This is a genomic window from Streptococcus sp. KHUD_014 (assembly GCF_051106275.1).
Lineage (GTDB): Bacteria > Bacillota > Bacilli > Lactobacillales > Streptococcaceae > Streptococcus.
In genome coordinates this window covers 1,200,429-1,214,285 of sequence record NZ_CP193666.1, presented here as the reverse complement: position 1 = coordinate 1,214,285, position 13,857 = coordinate 1,200,429, and the positions used below count along the sequence as shown (strand labels likewise).

Genomic DNA, 13,857 nt, shown 5'->3' with positions numbered 1-13,857 from the left:
GGAGAACCATGTACAATTATCCTGTACTTATTCATTATCATCGTAAGGATGAAGCCTATGAGGCTTGCAGTTTCAGTAAAAAGCCTGTGGATTCAGTAGAGCTTATCAAAGAAGAAGAATATTTTGGAGTTAAATTTTCACTGACTCAACCTAGTGAAGTAGCACTTGAGACCATGACTTTTACTGTTGAAAAAGATGGTGTCAGCAAAGAATATCCTATCCGCTTCAATTATTATCCGCTTTTGACAGAGGTTTGGATTTTGGATGGAGATGATACTGTTTATTATTCTGAAAATCCAGCCATTGCAAGTCCCCACTATAAAGACCAAAATCCTTTTGCCTTCGACAAGGCTATCAATAGTGCTAGTTTCGACCATCACTGGGGTTATCAAGGAGAGTTAGGATGTCAGGTTACTGAAACTGAAACAAGCTTTAGCCTATGGGCACCAACAGCTACAGCTGTCCAAGTAGTAGTCTATGAATCTGCAAGCAATGACGCCCCTATCCTTAAAACTTTTGAAATGGAGCGTGGAAATAGTTATTCTTATAGCCACAAGTATAATACAATTGGTGTTTGGAGTTTAACAGTCCCAGAAAGCCTAGCAGGACGTGCCTACCACTACCAAATTGACTTTCCTCATCACCAGTCATTAACTCGTGACCCATATACAATAGCGACGAGTCCTGATGGAAAACGTTCAGCCATCGTCTCAAATAAAGATCGTCAGGTCGAAGGTTTTGAGGTTAAGCATGGTACAGAAGCAACTTGGCGCTTGGAAAATCCTTGCCAGGCTGTAGTCTATGAAATGCATATCCGTGATTTGACCAAGTCTGAGACTTCTGGTGTTGCGCCAGAATTAAGAGGAACCTTCTTAGGTGCAGCGCAAACTGGAACGGTAAATCAGTACGGTCAGTCTACAGCATTTGACTACATCAAAGAACTTGGTGTTAACTATGTTCAGCTACAACCAATTGCTGACCGTCATAAAGAATACGACGCTGATGGAAATGTAACTTATAACTGGGGATATGATCCACAAAACTACAACGCTCCAGAAACTAGTATGTCTACAAATCCAAATGATCCTGGTCAAGCTATCCGTGATTTGAAGGCCATGGTTCAAGCCTATCACGATGCCGGTATCGGTGTTATTATGGATGTTGTTTACAATCATACCTTTTCAACTGTGGATGCACCATTCCAAACAACGGTTCCAGATTACTATTATCGAATGAACCCTGACGGAACCTATCAAAATGGAACAGGTGTCGGAAATGAAACTGCTAGTGAACACGAAATGTTCCGTAAGTATATGATTGATTCTCTTCTCTACTGGGTAAAAGAATACAATATTGACGGTTTCCGTTTTGACTTGATGGGAATTCACGATGTTAAAACCATGCAGATGATTCGTTGGGCTATGGACGAAGTCGATCCGAAAATCATCCTTTATGGAGAAGGATGGGATATGGGAACAGGTCTTGCTCCTTATGACAAGGCTAAGAAAGACAATGCTTACCAGTTGCCAAACATTGGATTCTTTAATGATAATCAGCGAGATGCCATCAAAGGTTGTGAAGTCTATGGCTCTATCAAGTCTGGGTTCGTCAGTGGAGCAGGTACTGAGCCGATTGTAGCCAAAGCTATCCTTGGAAGTCGTGAACTTGGCTCTTACCTTAGTCCTAACCAGGTCTTGAACTATGTAGAAGCTCACGATAACTACAATTTGCATGATTTGCTTAAAACTCTTCATCCAACGGAGAGTGAAAGTCGTATCATGAAGAAAGTTGAAACAGCGACAGCGATGAACCTTCTCATGCAAGGGATGGCATTCATGGAGCTCGGTCAAGAGTTTGGTCGTACCAAGATTGTAGCTACCGGAGAAAATGGAGAGTTGACTCACGAAGATCGTGAGCGAGCAATGAACAGTTACAATGCTCCTGACAGCGTCAACCAGGTTAACTGGGATTTGATCAATGAGCGTCAAGATAGCATCGAGTTTGTCCGTCAGATCATTCGTCTTAAAACACAAACCAGTGCCTTTTCGTACCCTACTTATGAAGAAGTCTACCGTCATGTCTTTGTTCACACAGCCATTGAAAATAGTGGTTGGATTGTCTACGAGATTCATGGTGGTGAAGAGCACTTTTTGGTTGTTTTCAATGCTAAAGGGGCTTCATTTTACTATGAAAATGCAGGAAACCTTGAAATGTTGGTAACTAATAGCCGTTCTGACCAAGAAAATGTTATTGACGACGTCAGTGTGGCAGTCTTGAATGTTTTAGCATAAGTCTTAGATTGAAGACGGAGTCAATGAAGTGAAGGACAAAACTATCTTGCAGAGTCCAATGAATGAACAAAATATTTCAAAGGCTTATTTTTACTAAAATACGAGGTCGGGATTTTTGATCCCGGCCTATAATTCTAGACAGTCTCCGTTGAAGTCGAAAGTAAAACTAAAATTTTCAGAAAAAGCAGTTCATTTTCAAGTTCTAGACAGATAGAAAAAGCAGAAGTTTCATTACTAATTGAATTAAAGTTAGAAAAGTTCATTGCTTTTAGCAGGAGAAACCTATGGATATTAATACAATTACTCTGGAAAAATTTATCACATTAAATGAAGAGGAGAAACTTCAGTGTCTTAAAGATATTAAGCATACCTATCAATTCGAAAAGATAAAGGAAATCCTCACTGAACTCGGGTTAGAAAATTTAAGTGGTCAAGTACTTAGTGAACTAGCCAAAGTTTGTAATAATTGGAGTCAATTCGAAGAGGCAAAAACAGCTTTAGAGATGGTCTCAGAAGAAGATAGGGATGCTATTTGGTATTATCGAAATGGTTTTACCCATTGGCGTTTATCTAGTGATCCGAACAAGGATTTTGAAACTGAAGCTAATCAGGCTCTAACTTTATTAGAAAATGCTATCAAAAATGCTGGTTCCCCAACAAATCCAGTCATTGAATGGTGTATTGAGTTGATTAGAGTAGGTTCTCTAAAGGAAGTTCTTGAAGCTAGGCCAACAGACTATCCCTTGCTAGAAAAATACTATTTTGAAGATGTTAGTGAAACTAATCAAGAAATGAAAACTGCACAGAATAAGAAATTATACAAGGATATTACGGTAGAAGATGTCCAAAAGGCAGAAGACTCATGGGATATTATTAAACCAGTATACGAAACTGTTAATATCTATAACACCTATGAAGACTATCTCGATTCTGCAAAAATCTTTACTTTAGAACAAAGATACCTTTTGGCAATTATCTGGTATTTTATCGAAGTTAACAATGGCGGTCACTATCAATTTTTCGATAATTCGACTGGGATTGTCTGGAAAGATACTTTAAAGGGCTTCGAACTATTTGGAATGAAGGAGCATGCTGCTAATTTCAAAAATCTTCTTGCCTACTTTGGCGGAACTATCTCCTTTGTTAGAGAAGAAAGATCGGAGTTGCTAGCACAGATGGAAGAAGAGTATGGCGATGATTTTTATGAGAAATTGGATGAAGCAGATAATTTTGTCTATGATTATGATGGAAATGAGAATGAGCTAAGTTTTATCAAAAAATATCCAGAGAAATTTATTTTTCAGGGAAGTGCAGATAAATCGTAAAGAATAGTAAATAAAGATAGAGCAGATTGGAAGATCTGCTCTATTTTTTAGGGAAAATTCTTGGTTTCTGAATAGTTGCAATCTAATACTCATCGAAAATCAAATTCAAACAACGTCAGCTTCACCTTGCCGTACTCAAGTACAGCCTGCGGCTAGCTTCCTAGTTTGCTCTTTGATTTTCATTCAGTATAAATTGAATGTCATAAACTATATATTTACGGATTTTAAATATATTTTTCAAAAATATTAGGCTAAAAATTGATAAAAACCGAATATTTTGTTACTATTATATAAAAATGTAAGAAAATGAAAAGAGGCGAAGATAAATCAGAAAATTAAAGTGAATTTCCAAGGACGCATCAGAGAATTATTTTCAGATTTTCAAAATATTTTTTAGAAATATAGTAATTTACTTGAAACTTCTCTAAAAAGGTAGTATAATAAAAATCAAGAAAACGCTTTCAACAAAAAGGGGGATTAAATGGATACATTAGAAGCTTTAAGAACTTTTACAAGTGGTGAAAATTTCCATCTTCAGCACTATTTGGGAGCACATCGTGAGGAGAGAGATGGTGAGTATGGTTATACTTTTCGTGTCTGGGCTCCAAATGCGCAGGCTGTCCATCTAGTTGGTGATTTTACTAACTGGGTTGAAAATCAAATCCCCATGGCTCGTAATGAATCTGGAGTTTGGGAAGTATTTACAACTTTAGCTCAAGAGGGACATATTTATAAGTATCATATTACTCGTGCTAATGGGCATCAACTTATGAAAATTGATCCCTTGGCAGTTCGTTTTGAAGCTCGTCCAGGTACAGGAGCTATTTTAACAGAAATTCCTGAGAAAAAATGGAAGGACGGTCTCTGGTTAGCTCGTAGAAAACGTTGGGGATTTTTCGAGAGACCTGTTAACATCTATGAAGCTCACGCAGGATCTTGGAAGAGAAATCCTGATGGAACACCTTATAGTTTTGCTCAACTAAAAGAGGAGCTTATCCCATATCTAGTTGAGATGAACTATACTCATATCGAGTTTATGCCTTTGATGTCTCATCCTCTTGGATTGAGTTGGGGCTATCAGCTCATGGGTTACTTTGCTTTAGAGCATGCCTATGGTCGACCAGAAGAGTTTCAAGACTTTGTTGAGGAGTGTCACCTCAACAATATCGGTGTAATTGTGGATTGGGTGCCAGGTCACTTTACCATCAATGATGATGCTTTGGCATACTATGATGGCACCCCGACTTTTGAATACCAGGATCATAATAAGGCTAACAACTACGGTTGGGGAGCACTTAACTTTGATCTTGGAAAAAATGAGGTTCAATCCTTCTTGATTTCTAGCATTAAGTTCTGGATTGATTTCTATCACCTAGATGGTATTCGTGTAGATGCAGTAAGTAATATTCTCTATCTAGATTATGACAATGCTCCATGGACACCAAATAAAGACGGAGGCAATCTCAACTATGAAGGCTATTATTTCCTTCAACGTTTGAACGATGTTATTAAGCTAGCTCATCCGGATGTGATGATGATTGCAGAGGAGTCTTCTTCAGGCACCAAGATTACAGGTATGAAGGAAATGGGTGGATTAGGATTCGACTACAAGTGGAATATGGGATGGATGAATGACATCCTACGTTTCTACGAAGAAGACCCAATCTATCGTAAGTATGACTTTAATCTTGTGACTTTCAGCTTCATGTATGTCTTTAATGAAAATTATCTCCTACCATTTTCACATGATGAGGTTGTACATGGTAAGAAGAGTATGATGCATAAGATGTGGGGAGATCGTTACAATCAGTTCGCTGGTTTGAGAAACCTCTACACCTATCAAATTTGTCACCCTGGTAAAAAATTACTCTTCATGGGTAGCGAATTCGGTCAATTTTTAGAGTGGAAATCTGAAGAGCAATTAGAGTGGTCTAACCTAGAAGATCCAATGAATGCCAAGATGAAATACTTCACATCTCAGTTGAATCAACTTTATAAGGACCACCGTTGTCTTTGGGAAATTGATACAAGCTATGACGGAATTGAAATTATCGATGCAGATAATAGAGATCAGAGTGTTCTTTCCTTTATCCGTAAAGGTAAGAAAGGCGAGATGCTAGTCTGTGTCTTCAATATGGCACCGGTTGAACGTCCTGATTTCACAATTGGTCTTCCTGTTGCAGGTATTTATGAAGAAATTTGGAATACAGAGTTAGAACAATGGGGTGGTGTGTGGAAAGAGCATAACCAAACTGTTCAAACTCAAGAAGGATTATGGAAGGATTATGAGCAGACCTTGACCTTTACTTTGCCAGCTATGGGGGCAAGTATCTGGAAAATCAAACGTCGCTTGAAACCCGCTAAAAAAGAATCAAATAAATCTCAAAAAGGAGTAGAAAATGAAGAATGAAATGCTAGCTTTAATCCTTGCAGGTGGGCAAGGAACTCGTCTCGGTAAACTCACTCAAAGCATTGCAAAACCTGCTGTGCAATTTGGTGGGCGCTATCGTATCATTGACTTTGCTCTTTCTAACTGTGCCAACTCTGGTATCCATAATGTTGGGGTTATTACACAGTATCAACCACTAGCTCTCAACAGCCACATTGGTAATGGTTCTAGTTGGGGCCTTGACGGTATTGACACAGGTGTTTCTATCCTTCAACCTTACTCTGCAAGTGAAGGAAATCGTTGGTTTGAAGGTACAAGTCATGCGATTTACCAAAATATTGACTATATCGATAGCATTAATCCTGAGTATGTTTTGATTCTTTCAGGAGACCATATCTACAAGATGGACTATGATGATATGCTCCAATCACACAAGGATAACAATGCCAGCTTGACAGTAGCTGTCTTGGATGTACCACTAAAAGAAGCTAGTCGTTTCGGTATCATGAATACAGATGCTAATAATCGCATTGTTGAATTCGAAGAAAAACCAGCTCAACCAAAATCAACGAAGGCTTCAATGGGGATTTATATCTTTGACTGGAAACGACTTCGCAACATGCTAGTTGCGGCTGAAAAGGCTAACCTAGATATGTCTGATTTCGGAAAGAATGTTATTCCAAATTATCTTGAGACAGGTGAAAGTGTCTATGCTTATGAATTCAATGGATACTGGAAGGATGTTGGTACAATCGAATCTCTTTGGGAAGCAAATATGGAATACATCTCTCCAGAAAATGCTCTAGATAGCCGTAACCGTCAATGGAAAATTTATTCTCGTAACCTTATCGCTCCACCAAACTTCCTTGGAGAATTCGCTCAAGTAGAAGACTCTCTTGTAGTGGACGGTTGCTATGTAAATGGTACAGTGAAACACTCTATTCTTTCTACAACTGCTCAAGTTCGTAAGGGAGCAGAAGTTGTTGATTCTGTCATCATGAGTGGAGCAGTTATCGGTAGAGGTGCTAAAATTACACGTGCAATCATCGGTGAAGGTGCAATTATTGCCGATGGTGTTGAAATTGATGGTACAGAAGAAGTACAAGTAGTCGGATATAACGAAGTAGTGGGGGTAGCAACAGATGAAGATTGATAAATATTCAGCGATTTTAGGAAATACCGTTGGTTTCCATGATATGTCAACCTTGACAAGTAACCGTCCAGTGGCAAGTTTGCCATTTGGAGGAAAGTATCGTTTGATTGACTTCCCACTTTCAAGTTTAGCAAATGCTGGGGTTCGTAGTATCTTTGGAATCTTCCAACAAGATAACATCAGCTCTGTATTTGACCATATTCGTTCAGGTCGTGAGTGGGGCTTAAATACCCTTCTTAGCCACTACTATCTTGGAATCTACAATACTCGGGTAGAAAGTAGCACTGTTGGTAAAGAGTACTATCAACAACTTTTGACTTACCTAAAACGTTCAGGTTCAGACCAAACCGTTTCCTTGAACTGTGATGTTTTAGTGAATATCGATCTCAATCAAGTTTTCCATTTGCATAATACAACAAAATCTCCTATTACGGTTGTTTATAAGAAACTACCTAAAAAGGATATTTCAGAAGTAAATGCTATTCTAGATATTGATGAAACTGACCACGTGCTATCTCACAAACTCTTCGATAAAAAATCTGACCAAGACTTCTACAACATGTCAACAGATATCTTTGTAGTAGATACTCAATGGTTGATTAAACGTTTAGAAGAAGAAGCTCAAAAAGAATATCCAGAAAAATTACGTTATGTTCTTCGTGATTTGGCAGCAAAAGAAGGTGCTTTTGCCTACGAATATACAGGTTACCTAGCAAATATTCATTCAGTAGAAACATACTACCAAGCGAACCTAGATATGCTTGATCAGCATAAATTCTACTCTTTGTTCTCACCAAATCAAAAAATTCATACTAAAGTTAAAAACGAAGAACCTACTTACTATGCATCAGGTTCAAAAGTGAACACATCTCAATTTGCTTCTGGTAGTATCATTGAAGGTGAAGTGGATAAATCTATTATTTCGCGTAATGTTCAAATTCATAAAGATAGCTTGGTTAAAGAGTCTCTTATTTTCCCTCGCGTTATCGTTGGTAAAGGTGCACAAGTCGAGTATGCAATCGTTGATAAGGGTGCTGAAATAGCTGAGGGAGTTGTCATTCGAGGTACAGCAGAAAACCCTGTTGTCATCAAAAAAGGCGAAAAAGTAACAGAGGATGTCCTTTCATGAAAATTTTATTTGTAGCAGCAGAGGGTGCTCCCTTTTCAAAAACAGGTGGATTGGGAGACGTTATCGGAGCACTTCCTAAATCATTAGTAAAAGCTGGGCATGAAGTTGCTGTTATCTTACCCTACTATGACATGGTTGAAGCCAAGTTTGGTGATCAGATCGAAGATGTTCTTCAATTCGAAGTATACGTTGGTTGGCGCAGACAATTTTGTGGAATTAAGAAAACTGTTTTAAACGGTGTGACTTTCTACTTTATTGACAATCAATATTATTTCTTCCGTGGGCATGTGTATGGAGATTTCGATGATGGTGAACGCTTTGCCTTCTTCCAACTTGCAGCCCTTGAAGCGATGGAGCGTATTGGATTTATCCCTGATGTTCTTCATGCTCATGACTACCATACAGCGATGATTCCTTTCTTGTTGAAGGAAAAATACAGATGGATTCAAGCATATCAAGGTATTAAGACAGTTTTAACCATTCATAATCTAGAGTTTCAAGGTCAATTTTCTGAAAGTATGCTCTGGGACTTGTTCAGAGTTGGTTTTGAGCGCTATGCTGATGGAACAGTTCGTTGGAATGACTGCCTCAACTGGATGAAGGCAGGTATTCTCTACGCAGATCGTGTATCAACTGTGTCGCCGAGCTATGCTTATGAGATCATGACTACAGAGTTTGGTTGTGGTATTGATCAGATTCTTCGAATGGAATCTGGTAAGGTTTCTGGTATTGTGAATGGTATTGATACAGATATTTACAATCCCCAAACGGATGCCTTGTTAGATTACCATTTTGATAAGACTGATTTGTCAGGAAAGGCGCAAAATAAAGCAAAACTTCAAGAAAAAGTTGGTCTTCCTGTACGTCCTGATGTGCCATTGATTGGTATTGTATCTCGCTTAACTCGTCAAAAAGGATTTGATGTAGTAGTTGAAAGCTTGCATCGTATGCTTCAAGAGGATATTCAAATCGTCCTCTTGGGAACTGGTGATCCAGGATTTGAACAAGCCTTCTCTTGGTTTAGTCAAGTATTCCCAGAAAAACTTTCTTCCAATATTACTTTCGACGTAAAATTAGCTCAAGAAATCTACGCTGCTTGTGATTTGTTCCTTATGCCAAGTCGTTTTGAACCGTGTGGACTTTCACAAATGATGGCCATGAGATATGGAACCCTTCCTTTGGTAAATGAGGTGGGTGGTCTTAGAGATACTGTACAAGCCTTTAATCCAATTGATGGAACAGGTACAGGTTTTAGCTTTAATAACTTAACTCCATACTGGCTTAACTGGGTATTGCAAACCGCTTTGGACGTTTATCACAACCATCCTGATGTTTGGAAAAATATGCAAGTTCAGGCTATGGAATGTGATTTCTCTTGGGATACAGCTTGCAAGTCATATCTTGATTTGTATCACAGCCTAGCAAACTAAATAGTTAAAATCGTATGATACATTCATACGATTTTTTGAGATTCTGAAAGTAAGGCAATTATATGAAAAAAATTAAAGGGCTCTGTGTACTGGATGTGGACGGTACTCTAATCGAAGAGGAAGTCATTGATTTGTTAGGGAAAGAGGCAGATTGCGAGAAAGAAGTTGCTCAGCTAACCATTCATGCCATGAGGGGAGAGCTAGACTTTGAAGAAAGCTTGAGAAAACGTGTTTCCTTGCTAGAAGGGCTTTCTCTTGATGTATTTGAACGACTTTATAGCCAGATCCATCTCAGCAAGAATGCTAAGCACTTTATCAAATTTCTTCAAGAACATGATATTGAGGTCGGTCTAGTTTCGGGTGGATTTACAACAATTGTCGAAAGACTAGCAACTGAACTTGGTATTAAGCTAATTGCTGCAAATCGCCTTGAAGCAAAAGATGGATTATTGACAGGAAAACTTGAGGGAGAGATCATTACTAGGGAAGTTAAAGAAGAGACTCTGATAAGATGGGTCAAAGAATTAGACCTTCCTATTGAGAAGACCATAGCTATCGGAGATGGGGCTAATGATTTAGCAATGCTACAGAGAGCTGGACTTGGAGTTGCCTTTTGTGCCAAGGAATATCTAAAAAATAAAATCCCGCATCATATCGATGAGAGAGATTTCGCAAAAGTAATGGAACTGATAGATTTCCCTTGACTAGAAAGAGGAGAGTATGAAAATTGTAATCGCACCTGATTCTTTTAAGGAGAGTCTCCCCGCAAATGAAGTAGCTGAAGCGATTAAAGATGGCTTGAAAAGAGCCTTACCCGATTCAGAGTTTCTACTTTTACCCGTCGGAGATGGAGGAGAAGGAACAGTTAATGCTATTAAGAATTCACTAGGTCTTATAGAAAATAAAGCTTTGGTGACAGGCCCTTTTGGAGATGAGGTGCTAATGCCTTATGTTTATAAAGAAAATCTTGCTTTATTTGAAGTTGCGGATTTGATAGGTCTTGCTAAAATTCCTATTGAAAAAAGAAATCCCCTGAAGATTCAAACAAAGGGAATTGGTCAACTAATCCTGCATTTAATAGAGCAAGGGATGAAAGAAATCTATATCGGAGTCGGTGGTACATCCAGTAACGATGGTGGAATTGGTATTGCTTCAGGACTTGGTTACCAGTTCTATGACAAAAAAGGAGATGAACTTCTAGCTACGGGTCAATCCTTGTTTGAAATTACTGACATTTCAAAGGAGAAAGTTATATCTATTCCTTCAGATGTGCGAATTAAAATCTTAGCAGATGTGACAAATTCACTCTGTGGATCACACGGTGCCACTTACACATTTGGGAAACAAAAAGGATTAAATCCAGCTCAATTTTACGAAGTTGATTCTGCTATTGAAAACTTCTATCGTAAAGTTGCTCCTGACATCTTAAAGTTGGAAGGAGCTGGAGCAGGCGGCGGTATTGCAGCTGGATTATGTGCTTTTGCTGGAGCAACAATTGTGTCTGGTATTCAAACTTGTTTAGATCTAATCGGTTTTGATCAGAAGGTTGCGGATGCAGATCTTGTCATCGTTGGTGAAGGTAGGTTAGACGCTCAAAGTCTTGCTGGCAAGGCTCCAATCGGGGTAGCAAAAAGAACACCAGATGGTGTTCCAGTTATTGCTATTTGTGGGAGTTTGTCAGAGGATTTACCATCCTTACCATTTGAAAATCTCGTTGCAGCCTTTTCTATCTTAGAAAAAAGTGAACCACTAGAAGAGAGTCTGAAAAAGGTAACAGTCTATTTAGAAAATACAGCTGCAAACATTGGTCAAATCTTAGCTTTGAAGAAGAATTAACCAAACCATTTTTTCCAAAGAGAAGTAGGAGCTTTGGTCTCTTTTTCTTGCCACAAGTCTGGAAAGGCCTTTTTAAGGTCTTTTTCATTTATTTGAACAGGGGCATCACTATGAATAATCAAGCCAAAAGGGGATGAATTGTGATCTTCTGAAACGATAGTCGCTTGGCAGTCAGCATCTTTGGCTTGTTTTAGATAATAAACCTGCTTTTCAAATACTACCTGAGGAGAAATTTTGACAAAAAGCGGTTCAGTTTCTTTTTTTAGACTCACTAAAATAGATGCGTAACCCTTTTGAAATTTATCATCATTAGCTGTTTCAAGGTCTGCATAGCCAAGGACCCTTTCCTCGAAAGTTCCGAGAAAACGTCTCTGTTCATCTGGATTTAACTTAAGCCCACCATGAGCCTTTTCTAGGATTTGTTTTGATACATCAGTCATAAAAATAGTATATCATAAAATAAAGGAGAAAACAGATAAAAGAAAGCGATTACTTTATAAACTTAAGGAAAATTTGCACAAAGATAACGTTTTTCCTTGAAAAAGGTGTCTTTTTAAGGTATCATAGAGGTGTAAAAAATTTAACTCAATAAGGAGAGTAAAAAATGTCAATTATTACTGATGTTTACGCTCGCGAAGTCCTAGACTCACGCGGTAACCCAACACTTGAAGTAGAAGTTTACACTGAATCAGGTGCTTTCGGACGTGGTATGGTTCCATCAGGAGCTTCTACTGGTGAACACGAAGCAGTTGAACTTCGTGATGGTGACAAATCTCGTTACGGTGGTCTTGGTACACAAAAAGCTGTTGACAACGTAAACAACATCATCGCTGAAGCAATCATCGGCTACGATGTACGTGATCAACAAGCTATTGACCGTGCTATGATCGCACTTGACGGTACTCCTAACAAAGGTAAATTGGGTGCTAACGCAATCCTTGGTGTGTCTATCGCTGTAGCTCGCGCTGCTGCTGACTACCTTGAAATCCCACTTTACAGCTACCTTGGTGGATTCAACACTAAAGTTCTTCCAACTCCAATGATGAACATCATCAACGGTGGATCTCACTCAGATGCTCCAATCGCTTTCCAAGAATTCATGATCGTACCTGCTGGTGCACCAACATTCAAAGAAGCTCTTCGTTGGGGTGCTGAAATCTTCCACGCTCTTAAGAAAATCCTTAAATCTCGTGGTCTTGAAACAGCTGTAGGTGACGAAGGTGGATTTGCTCCTCGTTTCGAAGGAACTGAAGATGGTGTTGAAACTATCCTTGCTGCTATCGAAGCTGCTGGTTATGTTCCAGGTAAAGACGTATTTATCGGATTTGACTGTGCTTCATCAGAATTCTACGATAAAGAACGCAAAGTATACGACTACACTAAATTCGAAGGTGAAGGAGCTGCTGTTCGTACTTCTGCAGAACAAATCGACTACCTTGAAGAATTGGTAAACAAATACCCAATCATCACTATCGAAGATGGTATGGACGAAAACGACTGGGATGGATGGAAAGCTCTTACTGAACGTCTTGGTGGTAAAGTTCAATTGGTTGGTGACGACTTCTTCGTAACAAACACTGCTTACCTTGAAAGAGGTATCGCTGAAGGCGCTGCTAACTCAATCCTTATCAAAGTTAACCAAATCGGTACTCTTACTGAAACATTCGACGCTATCGAAATGGCTAAAGAAGCTGGTTACACTGCTGTTGTATCACACCGTTCAGGTGAAACTGAAGATTCAACAATCGCTGACATCGCAGTTGCAACAAACGCAGGACAAATCAAGACTGGTTCACTTTCACGTACAGACCGTATCGCTAAATACAACCAATTGCTTCGTATCGAAGACCAACTTGGTGAAGTAGCTGAATACCGTGGATTGAAATCATTCTACAACCTTAAAAAATAAAATAGTTCAGTGAACTATTTTATCCCGAACCTTGAAATTCAAAAGTTCGGCCGTTGATTTAACAACGTTTTAAGCCCCTCGGATTTTATCCGAAGGGCTTTTTTGATGAGAGGTAAAGCAGGTGGTTTTTAGGTAAAAACTTTCATAGTTTGAGTGTAAGAAATAAAATAGTCTAAAAAAATGATAGCTAAAAATTAACTAGCTTTCTTGTAACAGCTAGAGTGTATAATTTCTATAAAATTAAATAATAATATCACTAAGAGTATAGGTTCAAATAAATAGTAACAATTAACTATGTATGATAAGTAAACAAATTTATTTTGAGAGATTATCAAGACACGTTACTTTAATCAACTTTTATAAACTGGGTCTCTAATTGTATTTATATATATTAA

General features: G+C 38.6%; 10 protein-coding genes. 9 read left to right on the top strand and 1 reads right to left on the bottom strand.

The genetic code is table 11. From position 1 onward, the window contains the following. Positions 1-8: 8 nt before the first annotated feature. From pulA to ACORHT_RS05860, 8 genes are all read left to right on the top strand, one after another. Positions 9-2,291: a type I pullulanase gene (pulA, locus tag ACORHT_RS05895; protein ID WP_434349704.1), complete on the top strand. Its 2,283-nt coding sequence runs from the start codon at positions 9-11 to the stop codon at positions 2,289-2,291. A gap of 284 nt (positions 2,292-2,575) precedes the next feature. Then, complete coding sequence (locus ACORHT_RS05890; protein ID WP_434349703.1) at positions 2,576-3,616, top strand: DMP19 family protein; 1,041 nt, start codon at positions 2,576-2,578, stop codon at positions 3,614-3,616. Between the two features lie 481 nt (positions 3,617-4,097). Next, on the top strand, positions 4,098-6,026 hold the full coding sequence (gene glgB, locus ACORHT_RS05885; protein WP_434349702.1) for a 1,4-alpha-glucan branching protein GlgB: 1,929 nt from the start codon (positions 4,098-4,100) through the stop codon (positions 6,024-6,026). After that, on the top strand, positions 6,016-7,158 hold the full coding sequence (locus ACORHT_RS05880) for a glucose-1-phosphate adenylyltransferase (protein ID WP_049548463.1): 1,143 nt from the start codon (positions 6,016-6,018) through the stop codon (positions 7,156-7,158). The genes glgB and ACORHT_RS05880 overlap by 11 nt, the downstream gene beginning before the upstream one ends. Then, complete coding sequence (gene glgD / locus ACORHT_RS05875) at positions 7,148-8,287, top strand: glucose-1-phosphate adenylyltransferase subunit GlgD (RefSeq protein ID WP_434349701.1); 1,140 nt, start codon at positions 7,148-7,150, stop codon at positions 8,285-8,287. Before ACORHT_RS05880 ends, glgD begins: the two co-directional genes overlap by 11 nt. Further along, positions 8,284-9,717: a glycogen synthase GlgA gene (gene glgA, locus ACORHT_RS05870; protein WP_434349700.1), complete on the top strand. Its 1,434-nt coding sequence runs from the start codon at positions 8,284-8,286 to the stop codon at positions 9,715-9,717. Before glgD ends, glgA begins: the two co-directional genes overlap by 4 nt. Positions 9,718-9,779: 62 nt before the next feature. Beyond that, on the top strand, positions 9,780-10,421 hold the full coding sequence (gene serB / locus ACORHT_RS05865) for a phosphoserine phosphatase SerB (RefSeq protein WP_434349699.1): 642 nt from the start codon (positions 9,780-9,782) through the stop codon (positions 10,419-10,421). A gap of 16 nt (positions 10,422-10,437) precedes the next feature. Continuing rightward, positions 10,438-11,553: a glycerate kinase gene (locus tag ACORHT_RS05860; protein WP_434349698.1), complete on the top strand. Its 1,116-nt coding sequence runs from the start codon at positions 10,438-10,440 to the stop codon at positions 11,551-11,553. Here the strand turns inward: ACORHT_RS05860 and ACORHT_RS05855 are convergent. Next, entirely contained in the window at positions 11,550-11,993 is a 444-nt protein-coding gene (locus ACORHT_RS05855) for a DUF1694 domain-containing protein (protein ID WP_434349697.1), read from the bottom strand. The genes ACORHT_RS05860 and ACORHT_RS05855 overlap by 4 nt on opposite strands. Positions 11,994-12,157: 164 nt before the next feature. Between ACORHT_RS05855 and eno the strand changes: the two genes are divergently transcribed. Beyond that, positions 12,158-13,462: a surface-displayed alpha-enolase gene (eno, locus tag ACORHT_RS05850; protein ID WP_000022825.1), complete on the top strand. Its 1,305-nt coding sequence runs from the start codon at positions 12,158-12,160 to the stop codon at positions 13,460-13,462. Positions 13,463-13,857: the final 395 nt, after the last annotated feature.